Here is an 18,417-nt window from a genome sequence, read left to right as displayed (position 1 = left end):
TTATTGACCAAAGTTGACGCTCAAAAACGCCGCACGGCCGGCGTTGATGTAGTCGGCGCCGTCAAACGAGCGCGTGGTGACGTAGTCCTGATCCAGGGCGTTCTCCAGCGTCACCCGGGCGCTCCACAGGGGCGCGAACTCCCAGCCGGCGCGCAGGTTCACAAGGCCATAACCGGCGAGGCGGTCGTCGTTTTCGGCATCGCGGTAGCGGTGATTCTGCGCCACCCAGGAACCGCCCAGGGAATACTCGCCAATCTCGCGGTCCACATCCAAACGCAGGCTTTGCGTGGCGCGGTTTTGCAGCCGGTTGCCGGTGGCACGGTTCTCCGGGTCGGTGTAGGTGAGTGCGGCGGCTAAGGTCCAGGCATCGATTTCTACACCGCTCGATAGCTCGACGCCGCGAACACGCGAGGTGGGCACGTTGAACTGCTCCCCCTGGCCTGCAATCAGGTTGTCGATATCGGTCTGGTAGAGCGCGGCGTCCCAAAAGAGGCTTGCGTACTGGCCCCGCGCGCCGAGTTCGACGGTCTCGGATGTTTCCGATTCGAGGTCCGGGTTGCCGAAGTCCGGGTAGTAAAGCTGGTTATAGGTCGGCGCGTTGAAGGCGGTACCATAATTGGCGCGCAGGGTGTGGTGAGCGTCAACATCGAAGCCCAGGCCTACGCTTCCGGTCACCTCGTCGCCGTAGCTTTCGTTGCTGTCGAAACGGGCGCTGGCCTGCAGCGTGAACGGGGCGAAGTCGAAAAGCGCCTGGCTGAACGCCGCCTTGTTGTCCCGGCTGGTTTCGTCGTAATCGACGGTGCTGTCGATCTTGTCTTCGCTGTACTCGGCCCCGGCGATGAACTCATGGGCGCCGGCGGTGAAGGTATTCTCCCAGCGCGCGGTGCGGATTTTGGTGTCGAAGGTGGAGTCGCCGAATTCGTCGATGTTGTCGCTTTCGTCCCGGGCCTCGGAGAGCGTGACCCGCGAGCGCCAGGCATCCATCACCGGCACCTCACCGTAGACGGCGGCCACTTGTTGAACGAAGTCGTCCTCGCCCTCGTCGTACTCGTTGTTGCCCCGGGCGCGCAGGGCCAGCACGCCGGTCTCCGCGCCGTTATCAAAAGTGTGCGAGACCCGCGCAAGCGCGGAGGTGTTGTCATAGCCCTTGTCGTCGCCACCGCGGCGCACCGGCTCGCCGTCGGTATTGAAGTGGCTGGCAGCGAAGCTGTAACGCGTGCCGCCTTCCCGGCCGCTGATGCCAGCACTGGCCCGCGCGGTGCCGAAAGAGCCGCCGCCGAAGGAGAGCCGCGGCTGCGGGCCTTGTTCATCGCCCTGGTGGGTGAATAGCTGCACCACGCCGCCGATGGCATCCGCCCCGTAAAGGCTGCCCTTGGGGCCGCGCACGACCTCGGCGCGCTCGAACATGCGCGGGTCGAGATTCGACCACGCCGCCCCGCCGCTGGTGGCGGAGCGCAGGCGGATACCGTCGATCAACAAGACGTTCTGGGCGCTTCCGGTGCCGCGAATGAACACGCTCGAATTTTTGCCGAAGCTGCCGTTGCTGGAGACGTCCACGCCGGGCTGGCCGCGTAAAAGATCGGTGACGCTGACCGGGTCCTGGCGGCGAAAGGTGGCTTCATCGAGCACGGTGACCGAGGAAAGACTTTGATGGGCGGTGCGCGGGGCGAGTGCGGCGGTCACGACGACCGGATCGAGCGTTCGCTTAGGCTCCGTCGTGTTCGCTGAAGGCCCTGACTGGGCGAAAGCGGCCAGCGGCAGAGCGGCAAGCGTCAAGGCGGCAAGCCCGGTAGGTCGCGCGTATGTCATGAAAAGCCCCTCGAGCCGTGCTCACCCGCACAGCCGTTTTTTATGGCCGCGCGGAGAACTGGCAAAGGGAAATAGCGGGGTCGAGTGCCGCGTATCAGCCCTGAGCACGCCCTCCGCGACTCGGCAGAAATGGTAGTAAAACCGTGACGTTTGGGCCGGTCTCCGGGCTGACGAGCAAAAGGAGTACGTTAACAGCACCCTTTTCAAACGGCGGCCTTCCCATGTCGAATGCGACACAGTGGCGTATTGGCCGTTCTTGACTCGATTACCGTTGCGGGGGCAGCGCTGGAATGGGCACCAGCTTCCCGTTTAACTGGCGCGCAGGCCAGCACCCAAAGGTGAGCGTAAACTAGCAAGTTGCCCTGACAAGGTCAATCGACCTCGGCGAGGCGCTGGGTCAGGCCGTGGCGCACGTACCACACGCGCTCGGCGCGCTTGGCCGCGTCCTGGCTCAGCCAGCCGTTCAAATCGCGCAGGCGGCGGTCGTCCTGGGCCATGGGCACCAGGCCTCGGCCTACTTCGTTTAAAATCAATACGATGGTCGCGTTGCGGGCCGCGGCGGCCTGGCATAGAAAATCGATATCCTCACGCCATTGAGCGCGCAGGCGCTCGTTATCCGCCTCGTACTCGCCGTGGCGCGCCACCCAGTTTAAAAAGCCGTTGATCACCAGTGGTTTGTTGGGCACCAGTATCGAGTGGCAGTCCGCCAGGCGCTGGCCCGGGGCGAGGGTCCACCAGGCGGCGTTTTCAAAGCGCGCTTTTACGGCGTCTCGTTTTCCAGCGCGGGCACCGCCGATGAAAAGCTGCATTGCCACCCCTCTTGCTGAGCGTGATACTTGAGTGTCAGGCGCCGGCCGGTGGCCTGGAGCACCGTGGCCTCCCAGAAAGGCACGGACTCGAAACGCCGTCTTAGTTCGCGAATCACCCCGCCGTGGGTGACCGCCAGTATGCGCCGATGGCCATACTGGCGGGCGCTTTGGGCCACGTCCTCGAGCCAGGCGTCCAGGCGGTGACGCAGATCACCCGCGGATTCGCCGCCGGGGATTCTAAGCTCTCCTACGCTATCAATCCAGGCGCGATAGGCCGGGTCGTTTTTGAGTTCGTCGTACACCTTGCCCTCGTAGTCGCCGAAGTCGAGCTCACGAAGCCGGGGCTCGTCATGGACCGGCGCTACGCAGGCTTCGGGCTTGATCCACTCGAAGGTTTGTCGGCAGCGGGTCAGGTCACTCACGTAAATGGCGTCGAACGCCTCCCCTGCCAGCGCTTCGCGCAGGGTGTCGAGGCCCTCTTTCGCATCGGGCAACAACAGCGGAATATCGCGCTGGCCCTGGTAACGCCGCTCCAGATTCCAGGCCGTTATCCCGTGGCGAACCACCACCAGCTCCACATTACCATCAAAAGCCACAGTTCAACTCCTTCTATCAAAGCGCCGGCCATATCCCCATTGATGCCCCTGAAGGCACGCAGAACACCCGCCCGGTAAAGCGCGGTAAACAAAAGCGCCGCCATGAGCCACAGGACCAGCGCCGGGTAAAAAAGCGCCACGACCAGTAGCGGCACCAGCGCAAGCACGGCGTCTTGCGCGGTAAGCGAGCGCTTGAAACTGTAGGCAAGCCCCGCTTGATGAGCGCAGGGGCTTAGCACCAGAAACGCCGCGCCCGCAAAGCGGCCCAGCGCCGGAATGATCAAAAGCCAAACGAGCGGCGCCTGGTAGACGAGCAGCGCCCATAAAAGCACCGCCTTCCAGGCCAGCAGGAAAAAAAGCGCCAGCAGGCCGAAGCTGCCCACCTGGGGGTCTTTCATGATTTCGAAGCGCCGCGCCAGCGGCTGGTTACTGCCCAGCGCATCGGCCAGGTCCATCGCACCATCGAGATGTAGGGCGCCGCTCAGCGCGACCCACAGGCTCAAAAGCGCCAGCGCGCCAAGCGGCGCGGGCATCGCAACGTACTCCAAAAAATGCGCGACGAGCACGAGCACAGCGCCGATAAAAAGCCCCACCACCGGGTAGGTTCGCAGTGCCCAGCGCCGGGTGGCGCCATTCCATGGGCACTCGATGGGCAGCGGCACGCGGGTCAAAAACTGAAACGCCAGCACGGCGCCGAACAGGGCGTTTTTCAAGGCGGTGACTCTTCTAATCGGTATTTGCGGGTTTCCACTCGACGCCGCGCCCGGCGACGACCTCGACCACCGAGTCGGCTTCCTGGGCCAGCAAACGGTGCAGGCGCTGCAGAAAGCTTACAAAGCGCCAGACCACCGGGTCCTCCGGCAGCAGCGCCTCGTTGATGTCGTTGGAGACGACGACCAAATGCAGGCGCCGGGCGCGGGCTCGTTGCACGAACGCCTCGAGGCGCCGGACGCCTTCCTCCTCGGAAAGCCCTGCACTGAACAGGAGCTGGCTGGCCCAGAGCGTCAGGCAGTCTACCAGCACGGCCTGGTGGGCCGGAATACGTGCCAGCGCCTGGTCAAGATCAACCGGGGCTTCGAGAGTGACCCAACGGCGGTCGCGCCGGGCCCGGTGATGCGTTACGCGCTCGGCCATCTCGGCATCACTCACCCGCGCCGTCGCCACGTAGTAGCAGTGCCCCTGGGCGGCTTTTAGCGTGAGGGTTTCGGCCAGCTGGGACTTTCCCGAGCGCGCCCCGCCGCTTATGAACGCGATCATTCGGCCCCCAGGCGCAGGGTCACCGCACCATCCGCCGAAGCGAGCGTTTCGAGCGCCCCTCCCGCCCAACCACAGATGATCATCATCAACAAAAAAAGCCCCCAGGCCAAATGCATCAGGCGAATCGTCACGGCGATATGCCGGGCGCCGAGCGTGACACTTCCCGGCCCCAGCGTTGCGCGATGGGAAACCACGCCCTGGTAATAGTTGACCCCGCCAAGGCGCACCCCCATGAGCCAGGCGACCATCGCCTCGGGCCAGCCGGCGTTGGGGCTTGGGTGGCGCGGCGCCTGGCGCCGGGTATGGGTAAAGGCATCGGCCACGAAGAGGGTTTCTTTACCGCTGGCCGCTAAAAGCGCCCCCGCCGCCCACAGGCAGACCGCGGTCAGCCGCGCGGGTAACCAGTTGGCGATGTCGTCAAGCTTCGCCGAGGCGAAGCCGAAATCCGCGAAGCGGGCGTTTTTGTACCCCACCATGGAATCCAACGTATTGACCGCCTTGTAGGCCAGCGCCAGCGGCGCGCCGCCGATGAGGGCGAAAAAAAGCGGCGAGGTGATCCCGTCGACGCTGTTCTCGGCCACGGTTTCCACCGCGCCGCGGGCGATCTCGGCCTCATCCAGCTGTTGGGTGTCGCGGCCCACCACCCTGGCCAGTGCTTGGCGGGCGCCGGGTAAATCGCCCCGGGCGAGCGGCGCGGCAATCATCCGCCCCGCCTCGGCCAGGCCCTTGATCGCAAAGGTCGTGGCGAGCAGCCAAAGCTCGGCGGCCAGGCCAAGCCAGGGGTGCACCCTGCTCAACATATCGAGAAGCAGCGTCGCCAGGCCAAACACCACGCCCACCACGACCAGTGTTAAAAGCCCGCCCTTGAAGCGCCGGGCAAGGGCGCCGCCGCGATTAAGCCGCGCTTCCAGAAAATCGATCACCCGGCCCATGCCCACCACCGGGTGCGGCAGCCGCCGAGGGTCGCCCACGGCCAAATCGACCGCGACCGCCCAAAGCACAAGCCAAACCGTCACTCGCTTGCAACGCCGGCGTTTGCAAACGTGGCCATCTCGCCCATCATGGCGCAGGCGGCGGTCAATAGCGGAAAGGCAAGCGCGGCGCCGCTACCCTCGCCCAGGCGCATGTCGAGTTCGAGCAGCGGCGTGGCGCTTAGCGCTTCGAGCGCCAGGGTGTGGCCAGGCTCCGCGGAGCGGTGGCCGAACACCAGATAATCGCGCACCGCGGGGCACACCCGCACCGCCACCAGCGCCGCCACGGTCGCGATGAAGCCATCGACCACCACCGGCAGGCGGTTGGCCGCGGCGCCAAGATAGGCCCCGGCCATGGCGGCAAGCTCCAGCCCGCCGAGCGCCGCCAGCACCGAAAGCGGCGCCTCGCTATAGGTGCGCTCGTTCAGGGCGCGCTCGATCACGCCCACCTTGTGCGCGAGACGATCCTGGGCCAGGCCCGTGCCCGCCCCTACCAGCGCGGACACCGGATGATTCAAAAGCGCCGCCAGCACCGCGCTGCTGGCGGTGGTATTGGCGATCCCCATTTCGCCGAGTATCAGGCTTTTACAGCCGGCCCTTTGGGCGCGCGCGACGGCGTCCGCGCCCGCCTGCATCGCACTTTCCACTTCATCCCCGGTCATCGCGTTTTCCCGGGCGAAGTTGCGCGTGCCGCGGCGCACTTTGGCAGCGACCACCCCGGGCGCTTCGATATCGCTTGCCACGCCCACATCGACCACTTCCAGCCGCGCGTTGATCTGGCGGGCAAAGACGTTGACCGCCGCCCCGCCGCTGGCGAAGTTGGCGACCATTTGCGCGGTCACATCCTGGGGAAACGCGGAGACGCCCTCGGCGGCCACGCCGTGGTCCGCGGCGAAGACGATCACCCCGGGCGGGGTCACATCGGGGGTGAGCGTGGCGCTGATTTGACACAGCGTGACGGCCAGGTCTTCCAGCCGCCCAAGACTGCCCGGGGGTTTGGTGAGTGAGTCCAGATAGGCCCTGGCCTGGCGCTCCATGCCGGCGTCAATGGGCTGAATGCGGGAAATCAGGGTGTCCATGGCGGGCTCCGGCGCGAACGGGGTGGGTCAAGGTTTTAAAATCGGGCCGGAAAAAAACCGCCGGCCACGAGAAACGGGCCTGCCAGAAGCAGACCCGTCGCGAGTGATACCCATGATACCAAAGCCTGGCCGTGCTGGCTTTGCCTCTGCGCCCCGGATATCAGCGGGGCTGGCTCTCCCAGCCACCGCCCAGCGCCTTGAAGAGCGTGGCCACGGCGGTCAAGCGGTCGCTTTGCACCGCCGAGCGGTCGAGCCTGGCGGAGAGCAGCGAGCGCTCCGCGTCCAGGCGCTCGAGCATGCTGGTTTGGCCCTGGTCGTACATCAGCACCGCCAGGTCGCGGGCCCGGGACACCGCGGCGAGCTCCTCGTCCGCGGCCTCGATGCGCTGCTCGGAGAACCGGTAGCTATTGAGCGCGTCGCGCACCTCGACGAAAGCGGTCTGCACGGTGAGCCGGTACTGGGCGTCGGCCTGCTCGACCTGGGACTCTGCCACTTCCACGTTGGCCCGGGTGCGGCCGAAATCCAGAATCGGGCCGACCACCGAGGCGCCCAGCCCCCAGGCGCGGGCGTTGTCGGTGAACAGGTCGCTCGAGTCTGCGGCCACGCTTGCCAGCGAAGCGGTCAGGTTGATCGACGGAAGCCTGGCCGCCTCGGCGACGCCCACCTGGGCGTTGGCGGCGATCAGCGTCGCCTCGGCGGAGCGGATGTCCGGGCGGCGCTGTAGCAGCTCCGAGGGCAACAGCTGTGGCAAACGCTGGGGTTCGGCGATCTCGACCAGGCGGGTGTTGCCGTAGTCGAGCTCCCCCATCAGCTCCGCCGGCGTAAGCCCCACCAATGTGGCCAGCGCCCCTTTCAGCGTTTCTACCTGCTGGTTGACCTGGGGGAGCTCGGTGCGCACGCTGCGCCACTCGGCCTCGGCCTGGCGAAAGGCAAGCTCGCTGATATCGCCCAGATCGAAGCGCAGCTTCTGTAGCCGGTAGGTCTCTTCGTAGGTCGCCTCGGTCTCTTCGAGAATATCGCGCTGGTACTGGGCGTTTTTCAAATCGAAATAGGTGGTGACGACATCGGCGATCACGCCGATCTCCGCGGCGTCCCGGGCGAACAGGTTTTCGCCCAGTGAGGCCAGCGCCGCCTCGCGCTGGCGCTCGAGCCGGCCCCACAGATCCAACTCGTACTCGAGGCTTGCCGCCAGCGAGAACTCGTTGTTGACCGAGGTCAAAAGATCCTGCACCGGGTCGATGTCGATGGGGATCGAGGCCCCCGGCATGCGCTCCCGGTTGGCCTCGAGCTGATAGCCCACGGTGGGAAAGCGATCCGCGTCGGCAAAGCCGAGCTCTGCCCGGGCCTGCTGAATGCGCGCCAACTGCACGGCGAGCTCCAGGTTGTCCTCGGTGGCACGCTCGACCAGGGCGTTGAGCGCCGGGTCGTCGAACTGGCGCCACCAGTCGCGCCACTCACCGCGCTCGGTTTGGCTCAGAGTGATTTGCTCGGGCCAGGTATCGGGCAGCGCGATCTCCGGGCGCTCGTACTCGGGCCCCACCGCGCAGCCGGTTAAAAGCGCCAGCCCCACCGCGCTCAGCCAGTGGCGCTTAAAGACTCCCTTCTTCATCGATTCTCCTTGCTTTTTTAATCACTTACTTGCGCGGACCGGCCATGAAAATCTGGCTTCTCGAGGGCTTAAAAATTAAAACGACTGTTCGCGTTTTTTCAGGCACCCACTATAGTAGGTGCCTGACGTAATACCACCCCGTTTTAAAATGCTACTGCCCGCAGGGAGACGCGACGCAATGAGGCCGGTTTTTTCATGGATAGCTTTGTTCATTACGCTTTTGGTACTAACCGGCTGCGGTGACGACGAAGAACCCCAACAGCGCCCCGCCCAGGTCGTCAAACTGGTGGAAGCGAAGCAGCAGTCCGTCTACCCCGGACGGCGCTTCGTGGGCCGGGTCGATGCGCGCAGTACGGTCGACTACGCCTTCCAGGTCGGCGGCCGGCTACAGGAATTCCCCGCGGTTCAGGGGGCCATCATTCCCGAAGGCGAGCTGATCGCAAAGCTCGACCAAACCGATTACGTGCTGCAGCTGCGCGCCGCCGAGGCGGATTTCGAGCAGGCCCGGCGTAATCTGGACCGCCAGCGCACCTTACGCAGTCAAGGCGCGGCGTCCCAGGCGGCGCTAGACGCCGCCGTGGCCGAGGCCGAGCGCGCCGAAACCCAGCGCGATACCGCTCGCCAGGAACTCGCCTACACCACGATCCACGCGCCCTTCGATGCGCTGATCGCGCGCCGCCTGGTCGAGAACTACACCACCGTGCCGCCCAACACCGAAATCGTGCGTATTCAGGATATCTCGGAGCTGCGCATTCGCTTCAACGTACCCCAGGCGCTGATGCAGCACCTGGAGAACGGCCGTGCGTTCAGCGCCGAGGCGGAAATCGCCACGCTCCCGGGTCAGCGCATTGTGCTCGAGTACCGCGAACACGTGACCGAGCCCGACGAAGTCGCCCAGACCTACGAGGTCGAGTACGCCCCGGTGGGTGATGGCCTCATCGCCCTGCCCGGCACCACCGCCACGGTCTACATCCAGCCCGACGCGCAGATCGAAAGCCCGCTGATCGTGTTGCCCAGCAGCGCCCTGGACAGCGACGAAGAAGGCGCGTTTCGCGTGTGGGTGTTCGACGCCGACGAAGGCGAGGTAAGTCCCCAAACCGTTAGCGTCGGCGAGATCGTCGACGACCAGGTGATGATCGTTGCGGGCCTGGAAGAAGGCGCCCGCGTGGTCGCCACCGGCGCGCACCTCTTGAGCGAGGGCATGCGCGTCAAACCCCTCGAAAACGCGCTTTAAGGGGGCGTCATGGATATTGCAAAGCGCTCGATCGAAAAACCGATCAACACCTGGCTTTTGGTGGTCATCTGCGTACTGGGCGGCATCTGGGGGTTCAACACCGTCGGCAAGCTCGAAGATCCGTCGTTCACCATTCCCTACGCGATCATCAACACGCCCTACCCCGGCGCCACCGCCGAAGAGGTCGAAGAGGAGGTCACCGAGCGCCTGGAGCGTGCCATCCAGGAGATGGAGCAGCTCGACGTGCTCGACTCCAAATCGCTGCCCAACCGCTCGGAAATCCAGGTCGAAATTCAGGACACCTACGGCAGCGACCAGCTTCCGCAAATCTGGGACGAGCTGCGAAGCAAAGTGAACGACGCCCAGGCCGACCTGCCCCAGGGGGCGCTCCAGTCCCAGGTCAACGACGATTTCGGCGAGGTGTACGGGCTTTTTTATGCGGTCACCGCCGAAGGCTTCTCGACCCGTGAGATTCGCGATATCTCGACGTTTTTGCAGCGGGAGCTGCTCGCGGTGCCCGGGGTCGCCCGGGTCAGTTCCGCCGGCGAGCGCGAAGAGACGATCTATATCGATATCTCCAACGAGCGCCTGACCACCCTGGGCGTCACGATCGATCAGGTCATCGACACCATTCAAACCGAAAACGCCGTGGAGGACGCCGGCACGCTTAGAGTGGGCGACCGCCAGGTGCGCCTGGTGGCGCGCTCCAGTATCGACAGCACCACGCTTTTGGAGTCGATTCGTATCGGCCGACCCGGCACCACCGAGCAGGTGGCGCTGGCGGACATCGCGACGATCTACCGCCAGCCCACGGAGATCCCGGATCACGTCGTGCACTATAACGGCAAGCCCGCCTTCACCTTAGGCATCGCCGGTATCGCCACGGAAAACATCATCGAAATCGGCGAGGCGGTCGAGGCACGCATGGAGGAGCTTCAAACCCGCATTCCGCTGGGGGTCGAGCTGCACCCGCTTTACGAGCAGCACAACGTAGTGAACGAGGCGATCAACGACTTTTTGATCAACCTGGCCATGTCCGTGGGTATCGTTATCGGCGTGCTGTGTCTGGTCATGGGCTGGAAGATCGGCGTCGTGGTGGGCAGTACGCTGCTGTTCACGGTGCTGGGTACGCTGTTCGTGATGGGCCTTTTCAACATCGAGATGGAGCGTATATCGCTGGGCGCGTTGATCATCGCCATGGGCATGCTGGTGGATAACTCCATCGTGGTCGCCGAAGGGATGGTCACCAACATCAAGGGCGGCATGAAGGCCAAGCGCGCGGCAAGCGACGCCGCCAAACGCGCCCAGATGCCGCTTTTCGGCGCCACGCTGATCGGCATCATGGCGTTTGCGGGCATTGGCCTTTCAAGCGATGTGACCGGCGAATTCATGTTCTCGCTTTTCATCGTCATTTTAGTATCGCTGATGCTGAGCTGGGTGCTCGCACTGACCGCGACCCCGCTATTTGGCTACTACCTGCTGCGCAAAAAAGGCGAAGAGGACGACGCGGACGAAGCAAGCGACGAAGAGTCCCAGCAGCGCCAGCAGCGCGAAGAAGCAAGCGACGAGAACGGCGATAGCCAACAGAACGACCAGGACGACGATAAGCCCCGCGGTATCGTCTACGGCACCTATCGCACGCTGCTGCTCGCCGCGCTGAAGGTGCGCATCATCACCGTCTCTGCGCTGGTGGTGATTACCGGGGTCTGCATGTGGGCGTTCACGCTGGTGCCCCAGTCGTTTTTCCCGGACTCCAGCACGCCGCTGTTCTTCATCAATTACGAACTGCCCCAGGGTGCGGACATTCGCGCCACCCTGCGCGATGTCGAAGAGATCGAAGCCTACATTCTCGAGCAGGAGGACGTGGTCTCGGTGGCAAGCTTCGTGGGCCGCGGCGCGACGCGCTTCATGCTCACCTACTCGCCGGAGCAGCCCAATACCGGCTACGCCCAGTTCATCATTCGCACCAATGAGCTCGACCCCATCGACGGGCTGGACCGTCAGTTCTACAAGGAGCTCAACGAGCGCTTCCCCAACGCCCAGGTGCGCACCCAGCGGCTGCAGTTCGGCCCAGGCGACGGCGCGGATATCGAGGCGCGCTTTGCCGGGCCCTCGCCCCAGGTATTGCGCAAGCTCGGCGACGAGGCAAGACGGCGTATGGTCGCCAACCCGCTTTTGATCGATGAGCGTATCGACTGGCGCCAGCAGGAGCTCATTGTCGCGCCCCTCATCAACGAAGAACGCGCGCGCATCGCCGGCGTCACCCGTGAAGATATCGCCCAGACGTTGCAGTTCGCCTCCTCCGGCGTTCGCGCCGGCACCTACCGCGAAGGCGAACACCTGATACCGATTACCGCCCGCGCCCCCGCGGCGGAGCGCGACGACGTGGCGCTGCTCAGCGACCGCCAAATCTATAGCCAGGCGCAGCAGCGTTTCGTGCCCCTCTCCCAGGTGGTCGACGACTTCGAGATACGCAGTGAAGAAGCGCTGATCGAGCGGCGTAACCGGGTGCGCACGCTGACCGTGGGCGCCGAGCCGGACAAGGGCTACACCGCCGCCCAGGCGTTCGACGCCGTGCGCGCCGAGATCGAAGACATCGCGCTTCCGCCGGGCTACACCCTGGAGTGGGGCGGCGAGCACGAGGACTCCGGCGACGCCCAGGCGTCACTGGGTCAGCAGCTGCCGATGAGCTTTCTGATCATGGTGCTCACCTCGATTCTGCTATTTGGCAAGCTCAGACAGCCACTGATCGTTTGGCTGGTGGTGCCGATGTCGGTATGCGGCGTGGTCATCGGGCTGCTCGTAACCGGCCTGCCCTTCTCGTTCACCGCACTTTTGGGCATGCTGAGCCTTTCGGGCATGCTGATGAAAAACGCCATCGTGCTGGTCGACGAGATCGACGGTCAGATCGGTGAAGGCAAGGCCCGCTTCACAGCCCTCGTGGATGCCAGCATCAGCCGTTTGCGGCCGGTCTTTTTGGCCGCCGGCACCACCATTTTGGGCATGATTCCGCTTTTGTGGGACGCCTTTTTCAACAGCATGGCGATCACGATCATGGGCGGGCTGTTGTTCGCGTCTATACTGACGCTGATCGCCGTACCCACGCTTTACGCGCTGTTCTTTGGCATCAAACGCGACGAGGTAGACGAGAAAAATACCTCGGCCTCTTGAGATGACTTGAGATAAAAACACGCGCCCAGCGTGCCCGTCGGCCTACTCCCGGGTCGGCGGGTCATTACAACAATCGGAGAACTCACCATGCGTCTTTTATTCACTGGCGGCAGCGGCAAGGCGGGGCGTCATGTCACCGCTTATCTACGCGACCAGGGCCACCAGGTGACCAACCTGGATTGGGTCAAATCAGACGTGCCCGGCGTCGACACCCTGATCACCGATTTAACCGATGCAGGCCAGGTCTTCAACGCCTGCCAGGCTTACGCCAACGCCAATGAGCTGGAACCCGGCACGGGAGTGCCACGCTATGACGCCATCGTGCATTTTGCCGCCATCCCGGCCATTTTGCACCGGCCGGATAACGAGACCTACCGGATCAATACGTTAAGCACCTATAACATGCTCGATGCGGCCACCAAACTGGGCATTCCCAAGGTCATCTTCGCATCGAGCGAAACCACCTACGGCATCTGCTTTGCCGATGGCGAGCGTAAGCCCGACTACCTCCCCGTCGACGAAGCGCATCCCACCGTTCCCGAAGACAGCTACGCCATGAGCAAGGTGGTCAACGAGGCCACGGCGCGCTCGTTCCAGGCGCGCTCGAACATCGACATTTACGGCCTGCGCATCAATAACGTCATCGAACCCCACGAGTACCGCGAGAACTTCCCCGCCTATCTGGACGACCCGGGCCTGCGCCAGCGCAATATATTCGCCTATATCGACGCCCGCGACCTGGGCCAAATGGTCGACTGCTGCTTGAAAGTCGATGGTTTGGGGTATGAGGTCTTCAACGTGGCCAATAGCGACCTGTCCGTCGGCCTGAGCAATGCTCAGGTGGTCGAGCGCTACTATGCAGGCGTTGCCATCGAGCGCGAAATGGGTGAGTTTGAGACCTTTTACAGCATCGAAAAAGCGCGCCGCTTGGTCGGTTTCGAGCCGCGCCACACCTGGCGAGAAGAGCTGGGGCAGAAGGACTGAACCACCGAATCCAGGTAATAAAACAACCGATTTGGTTTTTTACTGGCGAAACATCGCTCATATAGATGCTAAAAATGTAAAATAACGACAGTTCCCCAAGACCGTTTCTACCCTGCGGAGGCTTTTATGCCGAGTTCAACGCCTGCCACCTTAAACGCCACCGTCGCCAAGGTGACCCAACGCATTCGTGACCGCTCCAAAGAGCGCCGGGCACTGTACGAGCAGCGCATGGCCGACCAGCACAAGCGCGGCGTGCACCGCGGCGAACTCTCCTGCGGTAACCTGGCCCACGGCTTTGCCGCCTGCAGCCCGGGTGAGAAAGACTCGCTGAAGCTGATGAACAGCGCCAATCTGGGCATCATCTCGGCCTACAACGACATGCTCTCGGCGCACCAGCCCTTCGAAACCTTTCCGGAAACGATTCGCGGCGCGGCCCGGGCCATGGGCTCCACCGCCCAGTTCGCCGGCGGCGTACCCGCGATGTGCGACGGCGTGACCCAGGGCCAACCGGGTATGGAGCTTTCGCTTTTCTCCCGGGATGTAATCGCCATGGCCACCGCCGTGGGGCTTTCCCACAACATGTTCGACGCCGCGCTTTATCTGGGCGTGTGCGACAAGATCGTACCCGGGCTTTTCATCGCGGCGGCGCGCTTTGGCCACCTGCCGGCGATGTTCGTGCCCGCCGGGCCGATGCCCTCTGGCCTGCCCAATAAAGAGAAAGCCCGGGTGCGCCAGCTCTTCGCCGAAGGCAAGGTGGGCCGCGCGGAGCTTCTGGAGGCCGAGTCCGAGTCCTACCACAGCCCCGGCACCTGCACCTTCTACGGCACCGCCAACTCCAACCAGCTGATGATGGAAGTGATGGGCCTTCACCTGCCGGGCACGTCGTTTGTGAACCCGGGCACCGAGATGCGCGAGGCGCTGACCCGCTTTGCCACCGAGCAGGCGATTCGCAATACCGAACCCGGCGGCGCGTACCGCCCGTTCTATCAGCAGATCGACGAGCGCGCCATCGTCAACGCGGTGGTCGGGCTATTGGTCTCCGGCGGGTCGACCAATCACACCATGCACCTGATCGCCATGGCCGCCGCCGCGGGCATCACGCTCACCTGGGATGACTTTACCGAGCTTTCCGCGGTCACGCCGAGTTTGATGCAGGTCTACCCCAACGGCCAGGCGGACATCAACCACTTCCAGGCCGCCGGCGGCATGAGCTACTTGTTCCGCGAGCTGCTCGGCGCGGGCCTCATTCACGGTGATATCCCCACGGTTTTCGGCACGGACCTCACCGCCTACACCCAGGAGCCCTTCCTGGAAGATGGCAAGCTGGTTTGGCGCGAAGGCGTTGATGCAAGCCTGGACGAAAACGTGCTGCGCCCGGTGGCTACACCCTTCGCGCCCACCGGCGGTTTGACCGTGCTGGACGGCAACCTGGGCCGTGGGGTGATCAAGATTTCCGCGGTGACCGAGGAGCACCGGGTGCTGGAGGCGCCGGTGCGTATTTTCGATGACCAGAACCAGATGAAAGGCGCGTTCGAAGCCGGCGAGCTCGACCGCGACGTGGTGGTCGTGGTGCGCTTCCAGGGCCCCAAGGCCAACGGTATGCCGGAGCTTCACAAGCTCACGCCTTTCCTTGGCGTTTTGCAGGACCGCGGCTTCAAGGTCGCGCTGGTGACCGACGGGCGCATGTCCGGCGCCTCGGGCAAGGTGCCCGCGGCGATCCACATCAGCCCGGAAGCGCTGGACGGCGGGCCGCTGGCCAAACTGCGCGACGGCGACGTGGTTTTTCTGGATGCCAACACCGGGGTGCTCGAAGCCAAAGTGGACCCGGCGGAATGGGCCAAGCGCGGTTTGGCCCACGCGGACCTGGACGAGTACCACGTGGGCATGGGCCGGGAGCTCTTTGGCGGCTTTCGCCACCTGGCGATGCGCGGTGAAGAAGGCGCCGGCGTGTTCGGCGGTTTCGAGGCCGAGGACCTGGCGCGCCAACAAAACCAGATTTCCCAGGAAGACGCCTGATGCGACCGGCCTTGATCGGCGATATCGGCGGCACCAACGCCCGCTTTGCGCTGGTGATTCCCGGTGACACCGCGCCTTACGACATGCATAACCTGCCCTGCGCCGACTACGCCGGGCCCATCGAGGCGATCACAGACTACCTCAACCTGGTCGGCGCGGTGGAGGAGCTCGCCCCGCGCGAGGCGTGCCTGGCCTTTGCCTGCCCGGTCCACAACGAGCGGGTCAAGATGACCAACAACCCCTGGGACTTTCAGAAAAGCGCGGTGAAGACCGCGCTGGGGCTGGACGTTTTCAAGGTCATCAACGATTTCACCGCCCAGGCGCTGGGCGTGCCCCACGTGGATGAAAGCCACCTTTTCGAGGTGCAGGCCGGAAAGGCCCAGCCCCACGCCGCGCGGCTGATCATCGGCCCCGGCACCGGGCTTGGCGTGGCCGGGGTGTTTCCCGGCCGCCACGCCTGGATTCCGCTACCCACCGAGGGCGGCCACGTAAGCTTCGCCCCGGTGGACGAGCACGAACTCGCGCTTTTACGGTTTTTCCAAAAGCGCCACGGTCGCGTCAGCGTCGAGCGCGTGCTCTGCGGCCAGGGTCTTTTCGAACTTTACCTGGCGTACTGTGAAATGAACGACGCCACGCCGCGTTTCGAGACGCCGGCGGAGATCAGCCTGGGCGCCGACGAGGGCGACGAACTTGCGCGCACGGCGCTTTTGCGCTTTTTGAAAATACTCGGCGACGTGTGCGGCGACGCCACGCTAACCCTGGGCGCACGGGGCGGGGTGTATCTCTGCGGCGGCATTTTGCCCAGGCTTCTGGACTGGCTGCCGCACAGCGCGCTGGCCCAAAGCTTCAACGACAAGGGCCGCCTGCAGGCCTACAACGCCGACATTCCCATTCAGGTGGTCACCCACCCCTGGACGGGGCTTTTAGGCGCAGCAGAGGCGCTGCATAACGAAGAGGTGTTCTAGCCCTTCGGGCAAGCTTTTTGGCTCGAGCAAAACGGGTTCGTAAAAAACGGATTCGCAGAAAACGGGTTCGCAGAAAACTGGCGTATACAAAACAATGAGCGCGAGAACGCGCAACAGGAGGTGTGCATGACCCCGGTCGTTACCTTTGGCGAGGCCCTGGTCGATATGCTCTCGAGCCGGCTGGGCGATGAAGCCGGCCCGGAAACCTTCACGCCCTACGCCGGCGGGGCGCCGGCCAACGTGGCGGTGGCCTGCGCCCGGTTGGGCGTGCCCAGCCGGTTTTTGGGCATGGTGGGCGACGACCGCTTCGGGCGCTTTCTCGTCGATGAACTCCGACGTCACGGCGTCGACACCCAGGGCGTGGTGTTTACCCGGCAGGCGCGCACCGCACTGGCGTTCGTTTCCCGCGACGCGCAAGGTGAGCGCACCTTCGATTTCTACCGCCCGCCGGCGGCGGACCTTCTCTACCGAACCGCGCACCTGCCCCAGGGCGCTTTTTCGGCACCGCTCATCTGGCACGTATGTAGCAACAGCCTGACCGAGGAAGGCATCTTCGATACGACGCTTGTGCTAACGCGCATGGCCCAAAAGGCGGGTGCGCTGGTCAGCGTGGACGCCAATTTACGCCACAACCTGTGGCCCGAGGGCAGCGCCTCGCCCCACCGCGTCACCGCACTTTTGGAGCTGGCGGCCCTGATCAAGGTATCCCAGGAAGAGCTCGACTACCTGCGCGGCGCTGACAGCGAAGAGGCCTGGCTTGCCGAGCGCTTGAACGCGGGTGCCAAGGCCATACTGGTCACCGACGGGCCCAACGACGTGCGCCTTAAAACAGCGACGCTCGCGCAGCGCATTACCCCGCCCCGCGTCAAAGCGGTGGATACCACCGCCGGCGGCGACGCCTTCATGGGGGGCTTTCTGGCCTGCGTAAGCCAGGCGATGAGCAGTGAGCCCGCCTCCCTCAAAATACTCGAAAGCGCGGACTTTCTTGAGCGCGCCGTGCGCCTGGCCTGTCGCTGTGGTGCCCACGCGGTGACCCGCCCCGGCGCCTACGCCGCCCTACCGACCCGCCAGGATATCGAGGGTTTGGACTAGACCAACGTCGGCTTGTCTTAATGTCAGACATTTAATAAGCTCCTTCACAACGGCCTATTTCGCGTTGTGAAGGAGCTTTTTTAATGCCGCTTGACGCCCTACCTGCGCACTCCGGCGACGCCGACGACCTGGCAAGGCTGCTTGCCCAGGCGCTTTTGAGCGGGCAGTGGCAGCCCGGCGAGACGTTTCCCAAAGAGCTCGATATCGCAAAGCACTTTGCCATTAGCCGCAACCAGGTGCGTACCGCCCTGGCCCGGCTGACCGCCACCGGCCTTTTGACCCGCACCGCCGGGCGCGGGAGCGTGGTTCGCGCCATCGACGAGTGGCACCTTCTGGACCCCGCGATGAGCGCGTGGATGACCGGGCTAACCCGGCTCGACCCGCAGCTGATTCGCGCCATTTATGCTTTTCGCCTCTCGGCGGAGCCGGTCGTTTCGGCGCTTGCCGCCCAAAAAGCGGGGCCTGAGGATATTGATCGCCTCACCCAGGCCTTTGAAGGCATGCAGCAGAGCGCGCAGGAAGACCGCGCCCACCACGCCGAGTTCGACGTGCAGTTTCACGACGCCATTTATAACGCCAGCCACAACCTGGTCTGGCGGCAGATGGGCCACCTGCTGCGCCCCTGCATCATGGCGCTGGTGCAAGGCTCTCAACACCAGCTGACCACGCTTAACGACAGCCTAAAGCGCCACGCGCGGCTGTTCGAGGCCATAAAGGCCGGTAACGCCGAGGCGGCCAGCGCCGCGGCGCACCAGGTGCTTGAGCGCACGGCCCAGGACCTGGGCCTGGCCGATTAGCCTCAGCCCATGAGCCCCCTACCGTTTT

Annotated in this window: 15 protein-coding genes and 1 riboswitch; of the genes, 7 read left to right on the top strand and 8 right to left on the bottom strand. The window is 64.2% G+C overall.

Annotated features, from left to right (window positions below; genetic code table 11):
- From ACWHVV_RS07005 to ACWHVV_RS06970, 8 genes are all read right to left on the bottom strand, one after another.
- Positions 1 to 1,809, bottom strand: coding sequence for a TonB-dependent receptor domain-containing protein (locus ACWHVV_RS07005; protein WP_447928685.1), 1,809 nt, complete (start codon positions 1,807 to 1,809; stop codon positions 1 to 3).
- 136 nt (positions 1,810 to 1,945) lie between these two features.
- Positions 1,946 to 2,160: riboswitch (cobalamin riboswitch) on the bottom strand.
- Between the two features lie 20 nt (positions 2,161 to 2,180).
- Positions 2,181 to 2,618, bottom strand: a complete 438-nt coding sequence (locus tag ACWHVV_RS07000; protein WP_447928684.1) for a bifunctional adenosylcobinamide kinase/adenosylcobinamide-phosphate guanylyltransferase — start codon at positions 2,616 to 2,618, stop codon at positions 2,181 to 2,183.
- Positions 2,570 to 3,214, bottom strand: coding sequence for a histidine phosphatase family protein (locus tag ACWHVV_RS06995; RefSeq protein WP_447928683.1), 645 nt, complete (start codon positions 3,212 to 3,214; stop codon positions 2,570 to 2,572). Before ACWHVV_RS06995 ends, ACWHVV_RS07000 begins: the two co-directional genes overlap by 49 nt.
- Positions 3,166 to 3,927 carry an adenosylcobinamide-GDP ribazoletransferase gene (locus ACWHVV_RS06990; RefSeq protein WP_447928682.1) on the bottom strand — a complete coding sequence of 254 codons (762 nt, stop codon included), beginning with the start codon at positions 3,925 to 3,927 and terminating at the stop codon, positions 3,166 to 3,168. The genes ACWHVV_RS06995 and ACWHVV_RS06990 overlap by 49 nt, the downstream gene beginning before the upstream one ends.
- 13 nt (positions 3,928 to 3,940) lie before the next feature.
- Positions 3,941 to 4,471, bottom strand: coding sequence for a bifunctional adenosylcobinamide kinase/adenosylcobinamide-phosphate guanylyltransferase (locus tag ACWHVV_RS06985; RefSeq protein ID WP_447928681.1), 531 nt, complete (start codon positions 4,469 to 4,471; stop codon positions 3,941 to 3,943).
- Positions 4,468 to 5,487 carry an adenosylcobinamide-phosphate synthase CbiB gene (cbiB, locus tag ACWHVV_RS06980; protein ID WP_447928680.1) on the bottom strand — a complete coding sequence of 340 codons (1,020 nt, stop codon included), beginning with the start codon at positions 5,485 to 5,487 and terminating at the stop codon, positions 4,468 to 4,470. Before cbiB ends, ACWHVV_RS06985 begins: the two co-directional genes overlap by 4 nt.
- Positions 5,484 to 6,521, bottom strand: coding sequence for a nicotinate-nucleotide--dimethylbenzimidazole phosphoribosyltransferase (gene cobT / locus ACWHVV_RS06975; protein ID WP_447928679.1), 1,038 nt, complete (start codon positions 6,519 to 6,521; stop codon positions 5,484 to 5,486). The genes cbiB and cobT overlap by 4 nt, the downstream gene beginning before the upstream one ends.
- Positions 6,522 to 6,681: 160 nt before the next feature.
- Complete coding sequence (locus ACWHVV_RS06970) at positions 6,682 to 8,130, bottom strand: efflux transporter outer membrane subunit (protein WP_447928678.1); 1,449 nt, start codon at positions 8,128 to 8,130, stop codon at positions 6,682 to 6,684.
- A gap of 205 nt (positions 8,131 to 8,335) precedes the next feature.
- On the opposite strand from ACWHVV_RS06970, the gene ACWHVV_RS06965 reads away from it, so the two are divergent.
- The 7 genes from ACWHVV_RS06965 to ACWHVV_RS06935 all read left to right on the top strand — a co-directional run bounded on the left by ACWHVV_RS06965 (position 8,336) and on the right by ACWHVV_RS06935 (position 18,389).
- On the top strand, positions 8,336 to 9,364 hold the full coding sequence (locus tag ACWHVV_RS06965) for an efflux RND transporter periplasmic adaptor subunit (protein ID WP_447928677.1): 1,029 nt from the start codon (positions 8,336 to 8,338) through the stop codon (positions 9,362 to 9,364).
- Between the two features lie 9 nt (positions 9,365 to 9,373).
- A complete protein-coding gene (locus ACWHVV_RS06960) occupies positions 9,374 to 12,535 on the top strand; it encodes an efflux RND transporter permease subunit (protein ID WP_447928676.1) in 3,162 nt (1,053 codons plus the stop codon).
- An 87-nt stretch (positions 12,536 to 12,622) separates the two neighbouring features.
- Entirely contained in the window at positions 12,623 to 13,519 is an 897-nt protein-coding gene (locus ACWHVV_RS06955; RefSeq protein ID WP_447928675.1) for an NAD-dependent epimerase/dehydratase family protein, read from the top strand.
- A 126-nt stretch (positions 13,520 to 13,645) separates the two neighbouring features.
- Entirely contained in the window at positions 13,646 to 15,535 is a 1,890-nt protein-coding gene (gene edd / locus ACWHVV_RS06950) for a phosphogluconate dehydratase (protein ID WP_447928674.1), read from the top strand.
- Complete coding sequence (glk, locus tag ACWHVV_RS06945; protein ID WP_447928673.1) at positions 15,535 to 16,500, top strand: glucokinase; 966 nt, start codon at positions 15,535 to 15,537, stop codon at positions 16,498 to 16,500. The genes edd and glk overlap by 1 nt, the downstream gene beginning before the upstream one ends.
- Positions 16,501 to 16,626: 126 nt before the next feature.
- Positions 16,627 to 17,592 (top strand): carbohydrate kinase family protein, encoded by a 966-nt coding sequence (locus ACWHVV_RS06940; protein ID WP_447928672.1) that lies wholly within the window; start codon positions 16,627 to 16,629, stop codon positions 17,590 to 17,592.
- Positions 17,593 to 17,675: 83 nt separating this feature from the next.
- Positions 17,676 to 18,389: a FadR/GntR family transcriptional regulator gene (locus tag ACWHVV_RS06935; protein ID WP_447928671.1), complete on the top strand. Its 714-nt coding sequence runs from the start codon at positions 17,676 to 17,678 to the stop codon at positions 18,387 to 18,389.
- Positions 18,390 to 18,417: the final 28 nt, after the last annotated feature.

The sequence above is a fragment of the Vreelandella sp. EE27 genome (assembly GCF_968206495.1).
This window is presented reverse-complemented; position numbering and strand designations above follow the sequence as displayed.

What these genes read in the sequence shown, in the direction of transcription:
- ACWHVV_RS07005 (WP_447928685.1), bottom strand. Translation starts at nt 1,809, where the DNA reads ATGACATACGCGCGACCTACCGGGCTTGCCGCCTTGACGCTTGCCGCT.
- ACWHVV_RS07000 (WP_447928684.1), bottom strand. Translation starts at nt 2,618, where the DNA reads ATGCAGCTTTTCATCGGCGGTGCCCGCGCTGGAAAACGAGACGCCGTA.
- ACWHVV_RS06985 (WP_447928681.1), bottom strand. Translation starts at nt 4,471, where the DNA reads ATGATCGCGTTCATAAGCGGCGGGGCGCGCTCGGGAAAGTCCCAGCTG.
- cobT (WP_447928679.1), bottom strand. Translation starts at nt 6,521, where the DNA reads ATGGACACCCTGATTTCCCGCATTCAGCCCATTGACGCCGGCATGGAG.
- ACWHVV_RS06970 (WP_447928678.1), bottom strand. Translation starts at nt 8,130, where the DNA reads ATGAAGAAGGGAGTCTTTAAGCGCCACTGGCTGAGCGCGGTGGGGCTG.
- ACWHVV_RS06960 (WP_447928676.1), top strand. Translation starts at nt 9,374, where the DNA reads ATGGATATTGCAAAGCGCTCGATCGAAAAACCGATCAACACCTGGCTT.
- ACWHVV_RS06955 (WP_447928675.1), top strand. Translation starts at nt 12,623, where the DNA reads ATGCGTCTTTTATTCACTGGCGGCAGCGGCAAGGCGGGGCGTCATGTC.
- edd (WP_447928674.1), top strand. Translation starts at nt 13,646, where the DNA reads ATGCCGAGTTCAACGCCTGCCACCTTAAACGCCACCGTCGCCAAGGTG.
- glk (WP_447928673.1), top strand. Translation starts at nt 15,535, where the DNA reads ATGCGACCGGCCTTGATCGGCGATATCGGCGGCACCAACGCCCGCTTT.
- ACWHVV_RS06940 (WP_447928672.1), top strand. Translation starts at nt 16,627, where the DNA reads ATGACCCCGGTCGTTACCTTTGGCGAGGCCCTGGTCGATATGCTCTCG.
- ACWHVV_RS06935 (WP_447928671.1), top strand. Translation starts at nt 17,676, where the DNA reads ATGCCGCTTGACGCCCTACCTGCGCACTCCGGCGACGCCGACGACCTG.